The sequence below is a fragment of the Paracoccus niistensis genome (genome assembly GCF_042432925.1).
GTDB classification, from domain to species: Bacteria; Pseudomonadota; Alphaproteobacteria; order Rhodobacterales; family Rhodobacteraceae; genus Paracoccus; species Paracoccus niistensis.
The window spans coordinates 1-15,144 of sequence record NZ_JBHLWE010000044.1 but is presented as its reverse complement, the minus strand read 5'-3'; the positions used below and the strand labels follow the sequence as shown (position 1 = coordinate 15,144).

At 66.9% G+C, this 15,144-nt stretch carries 15 protein-coding genes; 9 read left to right on the top strand and 6 right to left on the bottom strand.

The features are described 5' to 3' along the window. Positions 1-110: 110 nt before the first annotated feature. Positions 111-233: a hypothetical protein gene (locus ACFFII_RS14810; protein ID WP_377699645.1), complete on the bottom strand. Its 123-nt coding sequence runs from the start codon at positions 231-233 to the stop codon at positions 111-113. A gap of 33 nt (positions 234-266) precedes the next feature. Further along, positions 267-1,220 (bottom strand): sugar-binding transcriptional regulator, encoded by a 954-nt coding sequence (locus ACFFII_RS14805; RefSeq protein ID WP_377699644.1) that lies wholly within the window; start codon positions 1,218-1,220, stop codon positions 267-269. Positions 1,221-1,410: 190 nt separating this feature from the next. On the opposite strand from ACFFII_RS14805, the gene ACFFII_RS14800 reads away from it, so the two are divergent. The 9 genes from ACFFII_RS14800 (at position 1,411) to xylB (ending at position 10,589) form a co-directional block, all read left to right on the top strand. Then, positions 1,411-2,844: an extracellular solute-binding protein gene (locus ACFFII_RS14800; protein ID WP_377699643.1), complete on the top strand. Its 1,434-nt coding sequence runs from the start codon at positions 1,411-1,413 to the stop codon at positions 2,842-2,844. Between the two features lie 94 nt (positions 2,845-2,938). Further along, the gene (locus ACFFII_RS14795) at positions 2,939-3,814 is read left to right on the top strand and encodes a carbohydrate ABC transporter permease (protein ID WP_377699642.1); all 876 of its coding nucleotides are present in this window, start codon (positions 2,939-2,941) and stop codon (positions 3,812-3,814) included. A 4-nt stretch (positions 3,815-3,818) separates the two neighbouring features. After that, positions 3,819-4,655, top strand: a complete 837-nt coding sequence (locus ACFFII_RS14790; protein WP_377699641.1) for a carbohydrate ABC transporter permease — start codon at positions 3,819-3,821, stop codon at positions 4,653-4,655. Positions 4,656-4,658: 3 nt separating this feature from the next. Continuing rightward, positions 4,659-4,844: a DUF2160 family membrane protein gene (locus ACFFII_RS14785; RefSeq protein WP_377699640.1), complete on the top strand. Its 186-nt coding sequence runs from the start codon at positions 4,659-4,661 to the stop codon at positions 4,842-4,844. A gap of 3 nt (positions 4,845-4,847) precedes the next feature. After that, positions 4,848-5,900, top strand: coding sequence for an NAD(P)-dependent alcohol dehydrogenase (locus tag ACFFII_RS14780; protein ID WP_377699639.1), 1,053 nt, complete (start codon positions 4,848-4,850; stop codon positions 5,898-5,900). Between the two features lie 12 nt (positions 5,901-5,912). Beyond that, the gene (locus tag ACFFII_RS14775; RefSeq protein WP_377699638.1) at positions 5,913-6,983 is read left to right on the top strand and encodes an ABC transporter ATP-binding protein; all 1,071 of its coding nucleotides are present in this window, start codon (positions 5,913-5,915) and stop codon (positions 6,981-6,983) included. Then, on the top strand, positions 6,984-7,673 hold the full coding sequence (locus ACFFII_RS14770) for an HAD family hydrolase (RefSeq protein ID WP_377699637.1): 690 nt from the start codon (positions 6,984-6,986) through the stop codon (positions 7,671-7,673). Then, a complete protein-coding gene (locus tag ACFFII_RS14765) occupies positions 7,670-9,133 on the top strand; it encodes a mannitol dehydrogenase family protein (RefSeq protein ID WP_377699636.1) in 1,464 nt (487 codons plus the stop codon). Before ACFFII_RS14770 ends, ACFFII_RS14765 begins: the two co-directional genes overlap by 4 nt. Before the next feature lie 4 nt (positions 9,134-9,137). Then, positions 9,138-10,589 (top strand): xylulokinase, encoded by a 1,452-nt coding sequence (xylB, locus tag ACFFII_RS14760; protein WP_377699635.1) that lies wholly within the window; start codon positions 9,138-9,140, stop codon positions 10,587-10,589. 74 nt (positions 10,590-10,663) lie between these two features. On the opposite strand, the gene ACFFII_RS14755 is transcribed toward xylB, so the two are convergent. The 4 genes from ACFFII_RS14755 to ACFFII_RS14740 are packed head-to-tail and all read right to left on the bottom strand — an operon-like array spanning position 10,664 to position 14,414. Then, positions 10,664-11,392: an SDR family oxidoreductase gene (locus ACFFII_RS14755; protein WP_377699634.1), complete on the bottom strand. Its 729-nt coding sequence runs from the start codon at positions 11,390-11,392 to the stop codon at positions 10,664-10,666. 10 nt (positions 11,393-11,402) lie between these two features. Further along, entirely contained in the window at positions 11,403-12,167 is a 765-nt protein-coding gene (locus ACFFII_RS14750) for an SDR family NAD(P)-dependent oxidoreductase (protein WP_377699633.1), read from the bottom strand. Beyond that, positions 12,157-13,440 carry a class II D-tagatose-bisphosphate aldolase non-catalytic subunit gene (locus tag ACFFII_RS14745; protein WP_377699632.1) on the bottom strand — a complete coding sequence of 428 codons (1,284 nt, stop codon included), beginning with the start codon at positions 13,438-13,440 and terminating at the stop codon, positions 12,157-12,159. Before ACFFII_RS14745 ends, ACFFII_RS14750 begins: the two co-directional genes overlap by 11 nt. Continuing rightward, entirely contained in the window at positions 13,437-14,414 is a 978-nt protein-coding gene (locus tag ACFFII_RS14740; RefSeq protein ID WP_377699631.1) for a tagatose kinase, read from the bottom strand. Before ACFFII_RS14740 ends, ACFFII_RS14745 begins: the two co-directional genes overlap by 4 nt. Positions 14,415-15,144 lie beyond the last annotated feature (730 nt).

Here is a 15,144-nt window from a genome sequence, read left to right as displayed (position 1 = left end):
AGGTCTCCTCGCCACCTCAGCATCACGCACATAACCTGAAATCAATGGGTCCTGACCCTAAGCCAGTCCAGCGCAGTCAGCTGGGCCGGGGCAAATTCGGCGCGCTCGACCTACCCGGGGCAATACCAGCCGTCCTTGGAATCGCGGCTGCGCGCAATCAGCCGCTCGATCACCTGCACCCCGAAGGCGAAGCGCACCGATCCGGCGCCGAGCAGGTCGATTAGCCGCCCCACTGAGCCACGATCAGACCAAGGCAACCGCAAGGTTCATTGGGCATCCAGCAGAAGCTCTGCCGTTGCGTCGTCGGTGACCAGCACATTGGCAAAGCCTGCGCGCAACACGGCACGGATGATGGCGACCTTGTGCCGGCCCGCTGCTGCGAGGATCCGCTCGGGCACGGTGCGGAGGACGGCAAGCTCGATCCCGATGGTGCAATCGTCGAGCGTCGTTGCGACGACCTGGCCCTCGTTGTCCAGAAACCGGCCCACGACGTCGCCGATCGCACCGGCGGCGATCAGCTCGCCGGCATCCATCCCCTTGGGCAGTCCGGTGCGGATCAGGTAGCTGCGCTCGGAAATGTCACTGCAGGTCAGGATCGCGGCATCGAGCCGCGTCAGCTTGTCCAGATGCTCGGTGAAGATGGACTGCGACAGGAAGGCCGCGCGATCCACCTGCGGCGCCAGGAAGATCGGGGCCGGCAAAAGCGAATAGCGCGCGCTCAGCCGCTCGGCCAGACCCGAGGCGATGCCGAAGGCGTTGAACTTTTCGCCCCGGTTGGTGCCGCCGATCATCGAGATGACCTCGACGCGCGGCAGGTCGTGCAAGGGCATCCGGTCGATGGCGGCCTTCAGCGTCATGCCCCAGGAGACGCCAATCCTTTGCCAACCGCCCGCGCGAAGCCGGCTCGAGATGAGGCTCGCAAGCGCGGCCCCGGTCGGCTTGTGGTAATCGTCGGAACCCGGACGAGAGGGGGCGACCTCGACCCGCTTCAGGCCGTACCGCTTGAGCAGGCGGTCCTGCAGATCCAGTTGCGGCAGATGCTCGGCTTCGATCTCGATCCGGACCATGCCCGAGGCCCGTGCCCGCTGGATCGCCTGGTTGACGCGCAGCCGGGTCACACCGAGCATCTTGGCGATCTCTGCCTGGGTCAGCTCGTTGACATAGTAATGCCAGCATACCTCGGCGGCAAAACCGTCCGCATCCGGGTTTTCCCCATTCATCATACGTACTGTCCGGCCTTCAGGGGCAGATCTCGCCCTCCGCATGATCGGATGGAGCCAGTCTGATTACAACTGTAATAAAAGTTTTACATTTGATTTCTTCCTTGCCAAGATGCGTGTCGGGGCGATGGGGAACCGCATGGGGAGGCGGCCAGTCCCGATCGCCGGAGGTGGTTAGGGAGGAGCACCGATGGGAAGAATGTTGTGGGCGGGCACGTCGGCACTGGCGTTGTCCTTCGCGGGCCAGGCGATGGCCGTGGACGAGGCCTTCTACAAGGAAGCCAGCGCGAAGTTCTCGGGGGTCGCGCTGCAAGGCGTGACGGAATCGACGCCCGCATCCAACTATGTCCGCGAGGTGCTGGCGCCGCAGTTCGAGGAGATGACCGGCATACGCGTCAACATCGAGACGACGTCCTGGGACCAGATGTACGACAAGGCGATCAAGGACATGGAGGCCAAGACCGGCATCTATGACATCGTCTATATCGAGCAGGACATCGTTTATGCCTATCTGGCCCGCGACTTCCTGACCGACCTGACCGCGGCGCTGGAAGCCAAGCCCGAGCTGAAGGCGCCCAGCTATGACGAGGGGCGGCTGACCAGCTTCGCCGACAACTTCCGGGGCGAGAACGGCCATCTCTACGGCATGCCGATGGAGGCCTTCCTCAAGCTGTATCTCTATCGCACCGACCTGTTCGACGACGCGGAAATCAAGGCGGCTTTCAAGGAAAAGACCGGCCGCGACCTCGCTCCCGCCAAGACCCATGAGGAATACACGCAGATCGCCGATTTTTTCACAGAATGGGGCAAGGCGAACGGGGGCGAGCTTTGGGGCACGACCGCCCAGGCCCATACCGGCCACGCGGCCTCGTGGTACGAGTACTTCGAGTCCATCGCCCCGACCTTCGGCGTCTACAACTGGGGCATCGACGCGAACAACAACTATGCCGCCAGCGTCGAGAATGGCGGGCGGATGAACTCTCCCGAGGCCAAGGAGGCGCTGAAATACTGGCTGCACCTGCGCGATGTGGCCCCCCCGGAATCGGTGCAGTCGACCTGGTCCGAGGTCGCCACCACGATGGCCGCCGGGCGCGCCGCGCAGGGACTGGTCTATGGCGAGAACGCCGCCTGGATCGCCACTGACGAAAACCAGTCGCGCGTCGTCGGCAAGATCGGGGTGGCGATGCCCCCGGTTGCGGCGGGCGTGATGGAGGCCGCCGAGGCTGGCGAGGGCTATATAGGCTATTATGACGGCGGCGCCTTCGGCCTGCCGGTCACGTCGAAGAACCAGGATGCGGCGCTTCTGTTCATGCAGTTCCTTGCCGAGGAGGACATCCAGCCCGCCTGGACGCTGGCCAGTTCGCGGATCACGACAACCGCGACCTACGACGACCCCGGGGTGCAGGAGCTGAACACCAAGCTCAGCGGCTATTTCGACATGATGAAGAACCAGGGCAACCTGTTCAAGGGCGCGCCCCCCTATCCGTTCCACGCGCAGGTGCGCGAGGCGACGGCGCCGATCTTCTACGAGATCCTGACCGGAACCCTCGATCCCGACACCGGGCTGGACCAGATGGCGGCCAAGGCCGAGCAGGAGCTGACCGACTTGGGCTACCGCAAGTAGGCGAAGCGCTTCGGGCCGCCGCGGCCCTGCCCGCGGCGGCCTGTTGACCCGCCGGTCCCGGCCGGGGCCGGCGCCTGACCGGGGGACGAGTGCGATGCAATCCAAGGCTTTGGGCTGGGCTTTGCTGGCTCCGACCCTGCTGATCCTGTTCCTGTTCGGCGTGCTGCCGTTCCTTTACGTGCTGTTCGTGTCCTTCCACCAGTGGAACCCTTTCGGCGCCAATCCCGAAATGGTGTTCAACTGGGCCGAGAATTACCGGCGCGTGGTCTTCGACGCGCAGTTCCTGGCCTCGCTGGGCGTGACGGCGGCCTTCGTCATCTTCGCCGTGGTGTCGGAACTGATCATCGGCTATTTCCTCGCGCAAGCCTTCATGCGGGACTTCCCCGGCAAGGCCTTCTTCCGCACCATCCACACCCTGCCGCTGATCATGGCGCCGATTATCGTGGGATCGGTCTGGAAGCTGATGACCACGCCCTCGATCGGGATACTGCCCAACATCCTGTCGGACTGGTTCGGGTATGACCTGAACATCGGCCAGAGCGCGCTCCAGGCCTTTGTCGTCACCGTCATCATGGACATCTGGCACTGGACGCCGCTTGTCACGCTGACGCTGATCGCGGCGCTGGTGTCGCTGCCCTCCGACCCCTTCGAGCAGGCCCAGATCGACGGCGCCAACAGGCGCCAGATCTTCTGGCACATCACCCTGCCGATGATCCGCCCGGCCATCCTCGCCACGGTCTTCATCCGCATGATGGACGCGATGCGCATCGTGGACGAGGTACTGATGCTGACCGGCGGCGGTCCGGGGTCGGCCACGCGCTATGTCGGCGTCCACATCTTCAAGGAAGTCTTTCCGCGCACGAACTACGGCTATGGCTCGGCCGTCTCGGTGGTCGTGCTGTACCTGACGGTCGTCGTAAGCTGGCTGATGTATGTCGGCCTGATCGCCCCCCGGAACAGGAAGGGTTGAGGTCATGCGCAAGGGCAATCCCTGGCTGTCCATGTTGTTCTGGACGCTGATCAGCTTCCTGACGCTGTTCCCGATCTACTGGCTGTTCGTCATTTCGGTGAAGCCCGCGGTCGAACTGTTCTCGACCCCTTCGATCTGGCTGACGGATCTTTACTGGCAGAACTACATCGACGTGCTGAACGACCGCACGCTGCGCGGCTACATGGTGAACTCGCTCATCATCTCGTCGGGCAACGCGGTCCTCTGCACGGCCTTGGGCTTCCTTGCCTGCTACGCGCTGACCCGCTTCGACCTGGGCGGCAAGGAAAGCGTCTTCTTCTGGACCATCACCAACCGGATGGCCCCGCCTGCGGTCTTCCTGCTGCCGCTGTTCCTGCTGATGACGCAGGTCTACAGGCTGGGCGATTTCACGCTGGCCGACACGCGGCTGGGCATGATCCTGGTCTATTGCACCTTCAACCTGCCCTTCGCGATCTGGACATTGCGCCCGACGCTGGACGGCATCCCCAAGGAACTGGACGAGGCCGCCTATGTCGACGGTGCCAGCGCCTGGAAGGTGATCTCCGAGGTGGTGTTCCCGCTGGCCCGGCCCGGCCTTGCGGTGACGCTGATCCTGACCTGGGTCTTCGCCTGGAACGAATACCTGCTGGCGGCGACCCTGACGAACTTCAACGCCCGAACGCTGACCACCGGGCTTTCCGAATATGTCACCACGACCGGCACGAACTGGGGCGTCATGGCGACGATCTCGGTCTTCACGCTGATCCCGGCGCTGATCGTCTTCGCGCTGGTCCAGCGCCATATCGTCGCCGGCCTGACCTTCGGCGCAGTGAAAGGGTAAGGCATGGACAGGCGCAGGGGCTTTCTGCCCATCGAGACGAACTGGTTCGACCGGCTGTTCATCAGCGTCGTGATCTGGGTCGCGCTGTCGCTGCTGTGGCTGCGCTTCCTTGAACCGCTGGGCCTGTCCATCTGGATCTGCGTGGCGATCTCGCTGGTCCTTGCCGTCATTCTCATTCGAAGGGGCTGAGCCGTGGAAGCCGTTGTCCTTGAAAAACAGCATGAACTGTCGCTGCGCGACTTTGCCGACATCGACCGCGAGGAGGAAGTCCTCGGCCCGCGCGACGTGCGCATCAGGCTGCACACGGTCGGCATCTGCGGATCGGACGTGCATTACTATACCCACGGCCGCATCGGTCCCTTCGTGGTCCGGGCGCCGATGATCCTGGGCCACGAGGCGTCCGGCACCGTGATCGAGACGGGCGCCGAGGTCACCACCCTCAAGCCCGGCGACCGGGTCTGCATGGAGCCCGGCATCCCCGATCCCAACAGCCGCGCGACCCGAATGGGCATGTACAACATCGACCCCGCCGTGCGCTTCTGGGCGACGCCGCCGGTTCACGGCATCCTTCGCCCGACCTGCGTGCACCCCGAGGCCTTCACCTTCAAGCTGCCCGGCACCGTGTCCTTTGCCGAGGCCGCGATGGTCGAGCCGCTGGCGGTCGGCATTCATGCGGCGACCAAGGCGCGCATCCGGCCCGGCGACAATGCGGTGGTGATGGGCGCGGGTCCCATCGGCCTTGTCACGGCGCTGTCGGCGCTGGCGGGCGGCTGCGCGCGGGTCTTCGTCAGTGACATCGCCCAGCCCAAGCTGGACATCGCCGCCAGCCTGTCCCCCGCCATCACACCGGTCAACGTGGCGCAGGACGACCTCGCCGCGCAGGTTCTGGCCGCGACCGATGGCTGGGGCGCCGAGATCGTGTTCGAGGCGACCGGCTCGCCCAAGGCGGCGGCGGGGGTGTTCGAGCCCCTGGCGCCGGGGGGCTGCGTGGTGATGATCGGCGGCCAGCCCGATCCCATCGCCTATGACGCGGGCGCCGCGATGGTCCGCGAGGCGCGGGTGGAAAACATCTTCCGCTATGCCCATGCATTCCCGCGCTGCGTGAACATGATCGCGTCGGGCGCGATCGACGTGAAGCCGCTGATCACCCGGACCTTCGACTTCAAGGACAGCGTGCGCGCCTTCGAGATCGCCGCCTCGGCTCCGCCCGGCGACGTGAAGATGCAGATCGAACTGCCGCAGTAAGGACAGGAACCGATGGCGACCGTGAAGATCGACAATGTGGTCAAGCGCTATGGCGCGGTGCAGGTCATGCATGGCGTCAGCGTCGATATCGAGGATGGCGAGTTCGTCGTGCTGGTCGGCCCCTCGGGCTGCGGCAAGTCCACCCTGCTGCGGATGCTGGCCGGGCTGGAGGAGATCAGCGCGGGGACCGTCTCGATCAACGGCAGGGTGGTCAACAACGTCCCACCCAAGGACCGCGACATCTCGATGGTGTTCCAGTCCTATGCGCTTTACCCCCACAAGACGGTGGCAGAGAATATCGGCTTTCCGCTGAAGATGGCCAAGCGCCCCCGGGCCGAGATCGACCAGAAGGTCAGGCAGGCGGCGGGCATCCTCGATCTCGCGCATCTGCTGGACCGCTATCCCAAGCAGCTTTCCGGGGGGCAGCGGCAGCGGGTGGCGATGGGCCGCGCCATCGTCCGCGACCCGCAGGTGTTCCTGTTCGACGAGCCGTTGTCGAACCTTGACGCGAAGCTGCGCGTGACCATGCGGATCGAGATCAAGGAACTGCATCAGAGGCTGAAGACCACCATCGTCTATGTGACTCACGACCAGATCGAGGCGATGACGATGGCCGACAAGATCGTGGTCATGCGGGATGGGCGGGTGGAACAGATCGGCGCGCCCCTAGACCTTTACGACCGGCCGGAAAGCGTCTTCGTTGCAGGCTTCATCGGTTCGCCCGCAATGAACTTCCTGCACGGCCAGATCGCCACGCAGGGCGGAACCAGGGTCTTCCTGTCCGAGGCCGGGCTGGCCCTGCCCCTGCCGGCGACGGACCTTCCCGACGGCCATCAGGTGACCTATGGCATCCGGCCCGAGCATGTCGGCATCGGCGATGGCGGCATCCCGGTGAATGTCGTGGTGACCGAGCCGACCGGGTCCGAGACGCAGGTCTTTGCCCGCGTGGGCAAGGACCTGATCGACGCCATCGTCCGAGACCGCATCCGCGCCGAACCCGGCCAGCAGATCGGATTCATCATCGATCCCGCCAAGGTTCACCTGTTCGACCGCGCCAGCGAAAAACGCATCGGGAATGCCTGAATGGGCATCCGCGCCGTCATCTTCGACCTCGACGGCTGCCTGGTGGACAGCGAAACCATGTCGCTGGACATCCTCGCCGAGGAAATGACGGCCGAGGGTGTGCCCTCGACCCCCGACGATCTGCGCCGCCGCTTCCTGGGCGTTTCGATCCAGTCGATCATCGCGCATGTCGCCCAAGCCGCCGGCCGCGAGCTCCGGCCCGATTTCGCGCAACGGTTCGAGGATCGGCTGCTGGGCCGCTACGAGTCGGGATTGCCGCTGATGCCCGGTGCGACCGACCTGCTGGACGCGCTCGAGGCACGCGGCATTACCACCGCCATCGCCACGGGCGGCTCTCTGCGCCGGTTGCGGGCGACGCTGCAGATGTCGGGGCTTGCGGACAGGTTCGGAGACCGCGCCTTCAGCGCTGACGAGGTGCGGCGCGGCAAGCCTGCGCCCGACCTATTCCTGCTGGCCGCCGAACGGCTGGGGATAAAGCCTGCTTCCTGCGCGGTGATGGAGGATTCCCCTCATGGCATCGCTGGCGCCCGTACGGCGGGAATGCATATCGTGGGTTTCGTGGGCGGCAGCCACCTCGACGGCCTGCGCGAGGATCACGCCCGCCGCCTGCGCGATGCCGGCGCGGATGTCGTCCTGGACGATCTTTCTTCCATGCTGACCGCGCTTCTGACCATATCGGAAACATCATGACCCGCCTGTCGAACGCCACCCTGTCCGTCCTGCCGCCCGCGATCCTGCGTCCGCGCTATGACCGCGCGTCCCTGCGGCCCGGCATCGTCCATATCGGGCTGGGCAATTTCCACCGCGCCCATCAGGCCTGGTACACGCACTGTCTGATGCAGCAGGGGCTGGCGCAGGACTGGGCGATCATCGGCGCGGGCGTGCGCCCCCATGATGCCGCCATGCGCGAACGCCTCGCCGCGCAGGACTGGCTGTCCACGCTGATCGAACTGGACCCGGCCGGTCGCTCGGCCGAGGTGGTGGGGTCGATGATCGGCTATGTGCCGGTCGAGGAGGGGAACGGTCCCCTGATCGCCGCCATGGCCGACCCGTCCATCCGCATTGTCACCCTGACCGTGACCGAGGGCGGCTATTACCTCGACCCGGAAAAGGGACTGGACACGGCCCATCCCGACATCCGCCACGACGCGGAACACCCCGACCGGCCGCGCACAGCCTTCGGCGCGATGGTCGCCGCACTGTCGCGCCGCCGCGCGGCGGGCCATGCCCCTTTTACCGGGCAAAGCTGCGACAACCTGCAGGGTAACGGCGCGATCCTGCGGCAGACGGCCGTGGGGCTGGCGCGCCTGTCCGACCCGGCGCTGGCCGACTGGATCGAGGCGCATGGCGCCTTCCCGAACTCGATGGTCGATTGCATCGTCCCCGCCACAGGCCCGGCCGAGCTGGCGCTTGTGCGCGAGATGGGGGTCGAGGACGAGGCTCCCGTCACGCATGAGAATTTTCGGCAGTGGGTGATCGAGGACGATTTCTGCGCCGGCCGTCCCGACTGGGACCGCGCGGGGGCGACGTTCTCGAACCGGGTGCACGATTACGAACGCATGAAGATCCGGGTGCTGAACGCCGGGCACCAGGTCATCGGCAATGCGGCGGACCTTCTGGGGATCGAGACGATCTCTGCGACCATGCAGGACCCGCAGATTGCCGCACTGTTTCGCCGCATTGAGCAAACCGAGATCCTGCCGCATGTCCATGCGGTGCCGGAATACACGCCTGCGGCCTATCTGGACCTGATCGAGCGGCGCTTCGCCAATCCCGCCATCCGCGACACCACCCGGCGCGTGGCCTTTGACGGCTCGAGCCGGCATCCGGGCTTCGTGCTGCCCTCGGTCCGCGATGGCCTGCAGTCGGGTGCGCCGGTCGCTGGGCTGGCGCTGGTCGAGGCGCTGTGGGCGCGCTACTGCACCGGCATCCGCGAGGATGGCAGCGTGATCGAGCCGAACGATCCCGACTGGCCCGCCCTGCAGGCCCGCGCTCGTGCGGCGGCCGGGGACCCGCGCGCCTGGCTGGTTCCTGCCGTTTATGGCGATCTGGCCGATGCGCGTGCCTTCGCCGACGCCTTCGAGGCATCCTTGCGGCTGCTGCACGCCCAAGGGGTGAGGGCGGGTCTGGAAAGCTATCTTGCGGGATGACAGAATGACATTTCTGGGAATCGATCTGGGCACCTCGGGCCTGCGGGCGCTGCTTGTCGATGAGGACGGCCGGCCGCTGGGTTCTGCCGAGGCGCATTATCCCGTCAGCCATCCAAGGTCCGGTTGGTCCGAGCAGGAGCCCGCCGCCTGGATCGCCGCGCTGGAAAGTGCCGTGGCGGCGCTGCGGGCCAGCCATCCCGAATTCACAACGCTGAGGGGCGTCGGCGTGGCCGGCCACATGCATGGCGCGACGCTGCTGGATAAGGCCGACCGGGTGATCCGCCCCTGCATCCTGTGGAACGACACCCGCTCGCATGTCGAGGCCGCGCAACTGGATGCCGATCCCGATTTCCGGGCGATCTCGGGCAACATCGTCTTTCCCGGCTTCACCGCGCCAAAGCTGGAATGGGTCCGCGCGCATGAGCCCGACCACTATAACCGCGTTGCCCGCGTCCTGCTGCCCGCCGCCTTCCTGAACCTGTGGCTGACCGGCGATCATGTGGCCGACATGTCCGACAGCGCCGGCACCGCCTGGCTGGACACCGGCGGCCGCGACTGGTCCGAACGGCTACTCGCTATCGGTCACATGCGGCGCGAACAGATGCCGCGCCTGGTCGAGGGATCGGCCCCGGCCGGGCAGCTGCGCCCCGAGCTTGCCCGCATCTGGGGCCTGCCGCAGACGGTCGTCGTCGCGGGGGGCGCGGGCGACAACGCCGCGGCCGCCTGCGGCATCGGCGCCCGGACCGAGGGGCAGGGCTTCGTCTCGCTGGGGACATCGGGCGTGCTTCTGGCCGCGCGCGACGGCTATCACCCGGCGCCCGAAACGGCGCTGCATACCTTCTGCCACGCGCTGCCCGATACCTGGTACCAGATGGGCGTGATGCTGTCGGCGACCGACAGCCTGAACTGGCTGTCGCAGATCACCGGGGCTCGACCGGCCGAGCTGACCGCCGGGCTTGGCGCCGACCTGCGCGCGCCCGGCCCGGTGCGGTTCCTGCCCTATCTTTCGGGCGAGCGGACGCCACACAACGACCCGGTCATCCGCGGCAGCTTCACTGGCTTGGGCTCGCACACGTCGCGCGACGACCTGACGCGCGCGGTGCTCGAAGGCGTGGCCTTTGCCCTGCGCGACAGCCACGAGGCGCTGAAGGCCACCGGGGCCAGCATCACCCGGCTGATGGCGATCGGGGGCGGCGCGCGCTCGCCCTATTGGCTGAAGGCCATCGCCACGGCGCTGGATGTCACCCTGACCCTGCCGGCAGGCGGAGAGTTCGGCGCAGCCTTGGGTGCCGCGCGGCTGGGCATGGTGGCGAGCGGCGCCGGCGGAATCGACGAGGTGATGACCGCCCCCGATGTGACCGGCGAGGTCGCGCCCGACCCCGCCCTGCGCGGTGCCTTCGACGAAGGCTATGCCGCCTTCCGAGCCGCCTATCCGGCAATCCGCGCCGTCCAGTGATCAGCGGACGCCGTTGACCATCAGCCACGGCGCTTGAAGGTTGACGGCGGTGATCCGGTCCCCAGCCTCCGCCCTCAGATGTCGAAGTTGGTGGGCAGGACGATCATGTCGCGGATGGTGACGTTGCGCGGCCGCGTGAGCATGTAGAGGATCGCATCGGAAATCTCCTCGGGCTCGATCAGGCTTCCCGATTCCTTCGCCTTGCGCAGGTTCTCCTCGGGCCAGTCGGCCAGCAGCGCCGAGATCACCGGCCCGGGCGAGACCTGGCCCACGCGGATGCCCTTCTTGTTCAGTTGCCGGCGCATAGTCTGAACGAAACAGGTGATCGCCCATTTCGAGCCGGAATAGACCGGCTCCCACGGCACGGGGAAATGGCCGGCGACGGAACAGGTCACGATGATGTCGCCCGATCCACGCCCGGTCATGTGCGGGATGACGGCATGGACGTTCTTCATCACCGCATTGACGTTGAGGTTCAGCATCCGGTCGATGGCGGCGGGATCGGTCTCGGTCAGGTCGCCGCCGATATAGGTGCCCGCGTTGCAGTGCAGGATGTCGATGCGGCCTGCCCTTTCCAGCGCATCGGGGATCATCGCGGCGCAACTGTCCGGGTCCAGCAGATCGGTGACAAGCGGGATTGCCGCATCGCCCAGTTCGCCGGCCAGCCGCTCCAGCGCCGCCGCGTCTCGGTCGGCCATGACGGCCCGCGCCCCTGCACCGATCAGCGCGCGCGCCGTGGCCAGCCCGATCCCCGACGCGGCCCCCGTGACCAGCGCCACCTTGTCCTTCAAGCTTTCGGCCATGATTTCCCCTTCAATGCGTGGTGTATCCGCCGTCCGCGACCAGCACCGCGCCGGTCACATAGCTGGCCGCATCCGAGGCCAAGAACAGCGCGCAGGTCGCCATTTCCTCGGGCTGGGCAAAACGGCCCATCGGCGTGTTCGCGGTCCAGATGCGGTTCCATTCGGGATTGGCGATCCCGCCCGCCGTCATGTCCGACACGACATACCCCGGCGCGAGCGCGTTCACCCGGATGTTCCGACCCGCGTATTCGAAGGCCATCACCCTGCTCATCTGGTGGACCGCCGCCTTCGAGGCGTTGTAGGCGACCTGAAGCTGCGGGTAATTGGCGACGTAGCCGGAAATCGAGCCGATGTTGACGATGGACCCGCCGCTCTGGTCCAGCATCGGCCGGATCGCGGCGCGGGCGATGCGGAAGGGTGCCATCAGGTTGGTGTCCATGATCGCCTTCAGCCGGGCATCGTCGAATTCGTGGAAATTGCCGTTGTCCGCGATCCCGGCATTGTTCACCAGCACGTCCAGCCGCCCGAAGCGTTCAAGCGTCGCCTCGACCATCCCCTCTGGCGCATCCTCGGCCGTCACATCGGCCTGATGCCAGGCGACGGTGCCGGGATGGGCGGCAAGCAACTCGCGCAGGCCCTCGGTCTCGCTGCGGCTGGTCAGCATGCAGCGGGCGCCTGCCTCGACGAACAGCCTGCCGATCGCCAGGCCGATGCCACGGTTGCCGCCGGTGATCAGCGCTACCTTGCCGTCGAGCCGGAATTTCTCAAGCGCCATGCGTTTCCTCCCCTGCGCCGCCCAGGCAGGCGGCATGATAGGCGCGAAGGACCCGGCCCACGCGCCAGATGACGATCTCGTCCACCGAGGCCGGGGACGCGGCAAAGGCATCGGCGCCCGGCAGATGCTGCCAGATCAACGGCAGCGGGATCACCCGCCCGTCCAGCGCCGCCCTCAGATCCGCCACCGCGTGCTGCGCCATGGTCGAGGGCCACAGGTAACGGATGCGGTCGGACAGCGAATAATGGCGCAGCAGCCGCGCATCCGCCTCATCACCCCCATAATGGCCGCGCCAGTGGCCGGGTTCGGCCAGCATGGCGGTCTCCATCCTCGCCATCAGCGGCCGCGCGCCATAGCCCGGCACGAGATCGCCGGCGATCAGGTCCAGTGCATAAAGCGCTTCGCGCAGGGCGAAGGTCAGTTGCGGACCGACCTTGAGGATCGCAAAGCCGTCCCGGACCAGCGCGCCCAGCGCCGCCTGCGGCTGGTAGTCCGTCGAATGGGCCTCGAACACCAGTCCCGGCAGGTCGCCCAGCACCTGCACCAGCCCCGCGGCGGCGGGCGGGTCATAGGTCACGACGTTGCGGTTGCCGAACTCTACCCCCGGCTGCACGACCATCGCGATCACGCGGTTGAAGGCCTGCGCCAGCCCCGCCTCGGCAAAGGCCTGCGCATGGACCGCATAGGTCTTGCGCGCGGCCTCGGGCGCGGTGGCGGGCACCCCCTGCAGCAGGTGATCGGCCCCGCCTGGGGGCGGGACCTCGGTCCCGATCACATAGACCGGCGCGGGTCCGCCTGCCCCGTGGGCCACCTCCTCGGCCGCCCGCGCGAGCCGCAGGGCGCGCTGGGCCGTGGTGGCATCGTCCAGCGCCGCCGTCTCTTCCCGGCAGCCCATCGAGGCGTCGAGGTGGATCTTGCGGAACCCGGCTGCGACATACTCCGCCACGCATGTCTCGGCCTGCGCCATCGCCGCTTCCGCAGGCAGGTCGCGCCAGGGATTGGGACCGAGATGATCGCCGCCGAGGATCACGAGGCCGGGCGGACAGCCCTCGGCCCGAGCAAGGTCATGGACCTGCGCGGCGAAATCGGCGGGACGCAGGCCGGTATATCCACCCTCCTGGTTCACCTGGTTGCAGGTCGCCTCGATCAGCGCCGGGCTGCCACTTTCCGCCGCCATCCGCAGCGCCGCGCGCAGGACCAGCGGATGGGCCGAACAGACCGAGGTGATCCCCGACTTCCGCCGCCGTGCGGCAAGATCGGGCAGCAGGTTCATGCCGCCCGACCCATGGCCGCGATGAAGGCGTCCAGTTCGGCCCGCGTGCCAGCCCCCTCGGCCGGGCCGCGGATGCTCACGTTGCGCGCCCCGGCCGCGCAGGCATAGGTCAGCGCCTGTTCGACCCCCATGCCCAGCCGGCGGCAGGTCAGATACGCCCCGCCGAAGCAGTCCCCCGCCCCGGTCGGATCGATTTCCTCGACCGCGAAGGCAGCGGCATGGACCGCCCCCGTGGCGTCGCAGGCGCTTGCGCCATCGGCACCGCGTTTGATCACGACCTCGCTTACGCCGCGTTCCAGCAACGAGGCGACAGCCTCGGCCTCGGTCGCCGCCCTGGGCGACATCCCGGCTGCGCGGAACAGCTCCTTGCCCGACGGCAGCAGCAGGTCGGCCATGCCGACCAGCCGGGCGAAGACCGCTTCGGCCGCCGCCCCCAGCGCAAGTTCCTTGCGCAGGTTGGGATCGACCGAGATCGACCCGCCCCGTGCCTTGATCAGACCGGCGGCCCGCTCGATCACGCGGCAGGCCGAGGGCATGGACAGGGCGGACCCCATCACATGCAGATGCCCCGCCCGCCCGACCAGCGCGGCGACGGCATCGCTCCAGCCGAAACGCCCGGCTGCGGAATGAACGATGTTGAAGACGAAATCGCGCGAGCCATCCGCGCGGTAGCGGACAAAGGCGCTGCCGGTCGGCAGCTCGGGATCGACGGCGATGGCGCTGGTGTCCACGCCATCCCCGCGCAGCCGGTCGAGGTTGAGCGCCCCGAAGTCGTCGGCCCCGACCGCACCGATCATCGCCGCCTGCCCGCCCATGCGTCCGCATTGGCTGATGAAGATCAGGGGCGCGCCGCTGGGAAAGGGACCGATCAGCGGCTGCGGCTGCCGGAACCCGTCGCCGGGCGTCGTGGCCATGATCTCGACGATGATCTCGCCGACGCACACCGTGGGACCCAGCGCGTCGGAGGCCAGCATCTCAGGCCCGCAGCCTGGTGGGGCGGCGGCGTTCAGCCGAAACCTTGTTCATCTGGATGAAGGCGACGGCATGGAGGGCCGGGTCCAGCACCTGCGCGCGCCTGGTCAGTCGATGAGGGTCGCCGAGACATGGGTGCAAAAAGATGGTTCTAATGGCGCGACAGTCCTCCTCGGCGCGCGCCTCAGGCGCCATCCTGCGGCGCTCCGGCGTCTGATTACCGGGCCGGATACAGGGCTCGACTCCCGACCGCATCATCCCCCCAGCCCTGCCTCCCTGTGCGTTCCGGCACATCCGTCCCAAGCTGGACGTTACAATTGAATATGAGTTCATACAAATGTTTTTGGTAGGCAGGCTTGTTGTTCCGTTTAGCTTTCGGGTTCTAACCGACTAAGGGGGACAGCCATGGTGCGTTGGTGTGGGCTCTGATGATGTGACCGCCCCCCGACGGCATCGGTGTGCCAGGGTGGGTCAGCGACGATCCACAAGAGGGGAGAGGTCACATCATCAAGGCCTGTGGGTGTGCATACGGCGCGCAATCTTCTGAAATATCGAAGGGGCTGGATCGCTTCCCAATCAGCTCGGGGCTGGATGAGCGATACGGCGGCCGACATCATGGTGAAGACCAAACGGCGATCCGGCAGCGGCGACATGGAGCGGTGATCTCCTTGACCTGCCACGGGTCTTTCATCCAGCCGCGACCGGAGCCCGGTTTGTGTTTACGGTGGTCGG

What these genes read in the sequence shown, in the direction of transcription:
- ACFFII_RS14745 (WP_377699632.1), bottom strand. Translation starts at nt 13,440, where the DNA reads ATGAACCTGCTGCCCGATCTTGCCGCACGGCGGCGGAAGTCGGGGATC.
- ACFFII_RS14790 (WP_377699641.1), top strand. Translation starts at nt 3,819, where the DNA reads ATGCGCAAGGGCAATCCCTGGCTGTCCATGTTGTTCTGGACGCTGATC.
- ACFFII_RS14805 (WP_377699644.1), bottom strand. Translation starts at nt 1,220, where the DNA reads ATGAATGGGGAAAACCCGGATGCGGACGGTTTTGCCGCCGAGGTATGC.
- ACFFII_RS14765 (WP_377699636.1), top strand. Translation starts at nt 7,670, where the DNA reads ATGACCCGCCTGTCGAACGCCACCCTGTCCGTCCTGCCGCCCGCGATC.
- ACFFII_RS14800 (WP_377699643.1), top strand. Translation starts at nt 1,411, where the DNA reads ATGGGAAGAATGTTGTGGGCGGGCACGTCGGCACTGGCGTTGTCCTTC.
- ACFFII_RS14785 (WP_377699640.1), top strand. Translation starts at nt 4,659, where the DNA reads ATGGACAGGCGCAGGGGCTTTCTGCCCATCGAGACGAACTGGTTCGAC.
- ACFFII_RS14740 (WP_377699631.1), bottom strand. Translation starts at nt 14,414, where the DNA reads ATGCTGGCCTCCGACGCGCTGGGTCCCACGGTGTGCGTCGGCGAGATC.
- ACFFII_RS14750 (WP_377699633.1), bottom strand. Translation starts at nt 12,167, where the DNA reads ATGGCGCTTGAGAAATTCCGGCTCGACGGCAAGGTAGCGCTGATCACC.
- ACFFII_RS14775 (WP_377699638.1), top strand. Translation starts at nt 5,913, where the DNA reads ATGGCGACCGTGAAGATCGACAATGTGGTCAAGCGCTATGGCGCGGTG.
- xylB (WP_377699635.1), top strand. Translation starts at nt 9,138, where the DNA reads ATGACATTTCTGGGAATCGATCTGGGCACCTCGGGCCTGCGGGCGCTG.
- ACFFII_RS14795 (WP_377699642.1), top strand. Translation starts at nt 2,939, where the DNA reads ATGCAATCCAAGGCTTTGGGCTGGGCTTTGCTGGCTCCGACCCTGCTG.
- ACFFII_RS14770 (WP_377699637.1), top strand. Translation starts at nt 6,984, where the DNA reads ATGGGCATCCGCGCCGTCATCTTCGACCTCGACGGCTGCCTGGTGGAC.
- ACFFII_RS14755 (WP_377699634.1), bottom strand. Translation starts at nt 11,392, where the DNA reads ATGGCCGAAAGCTTGAAGGACAAGGTGGCGCTGGTCACGGGGGCCGCG.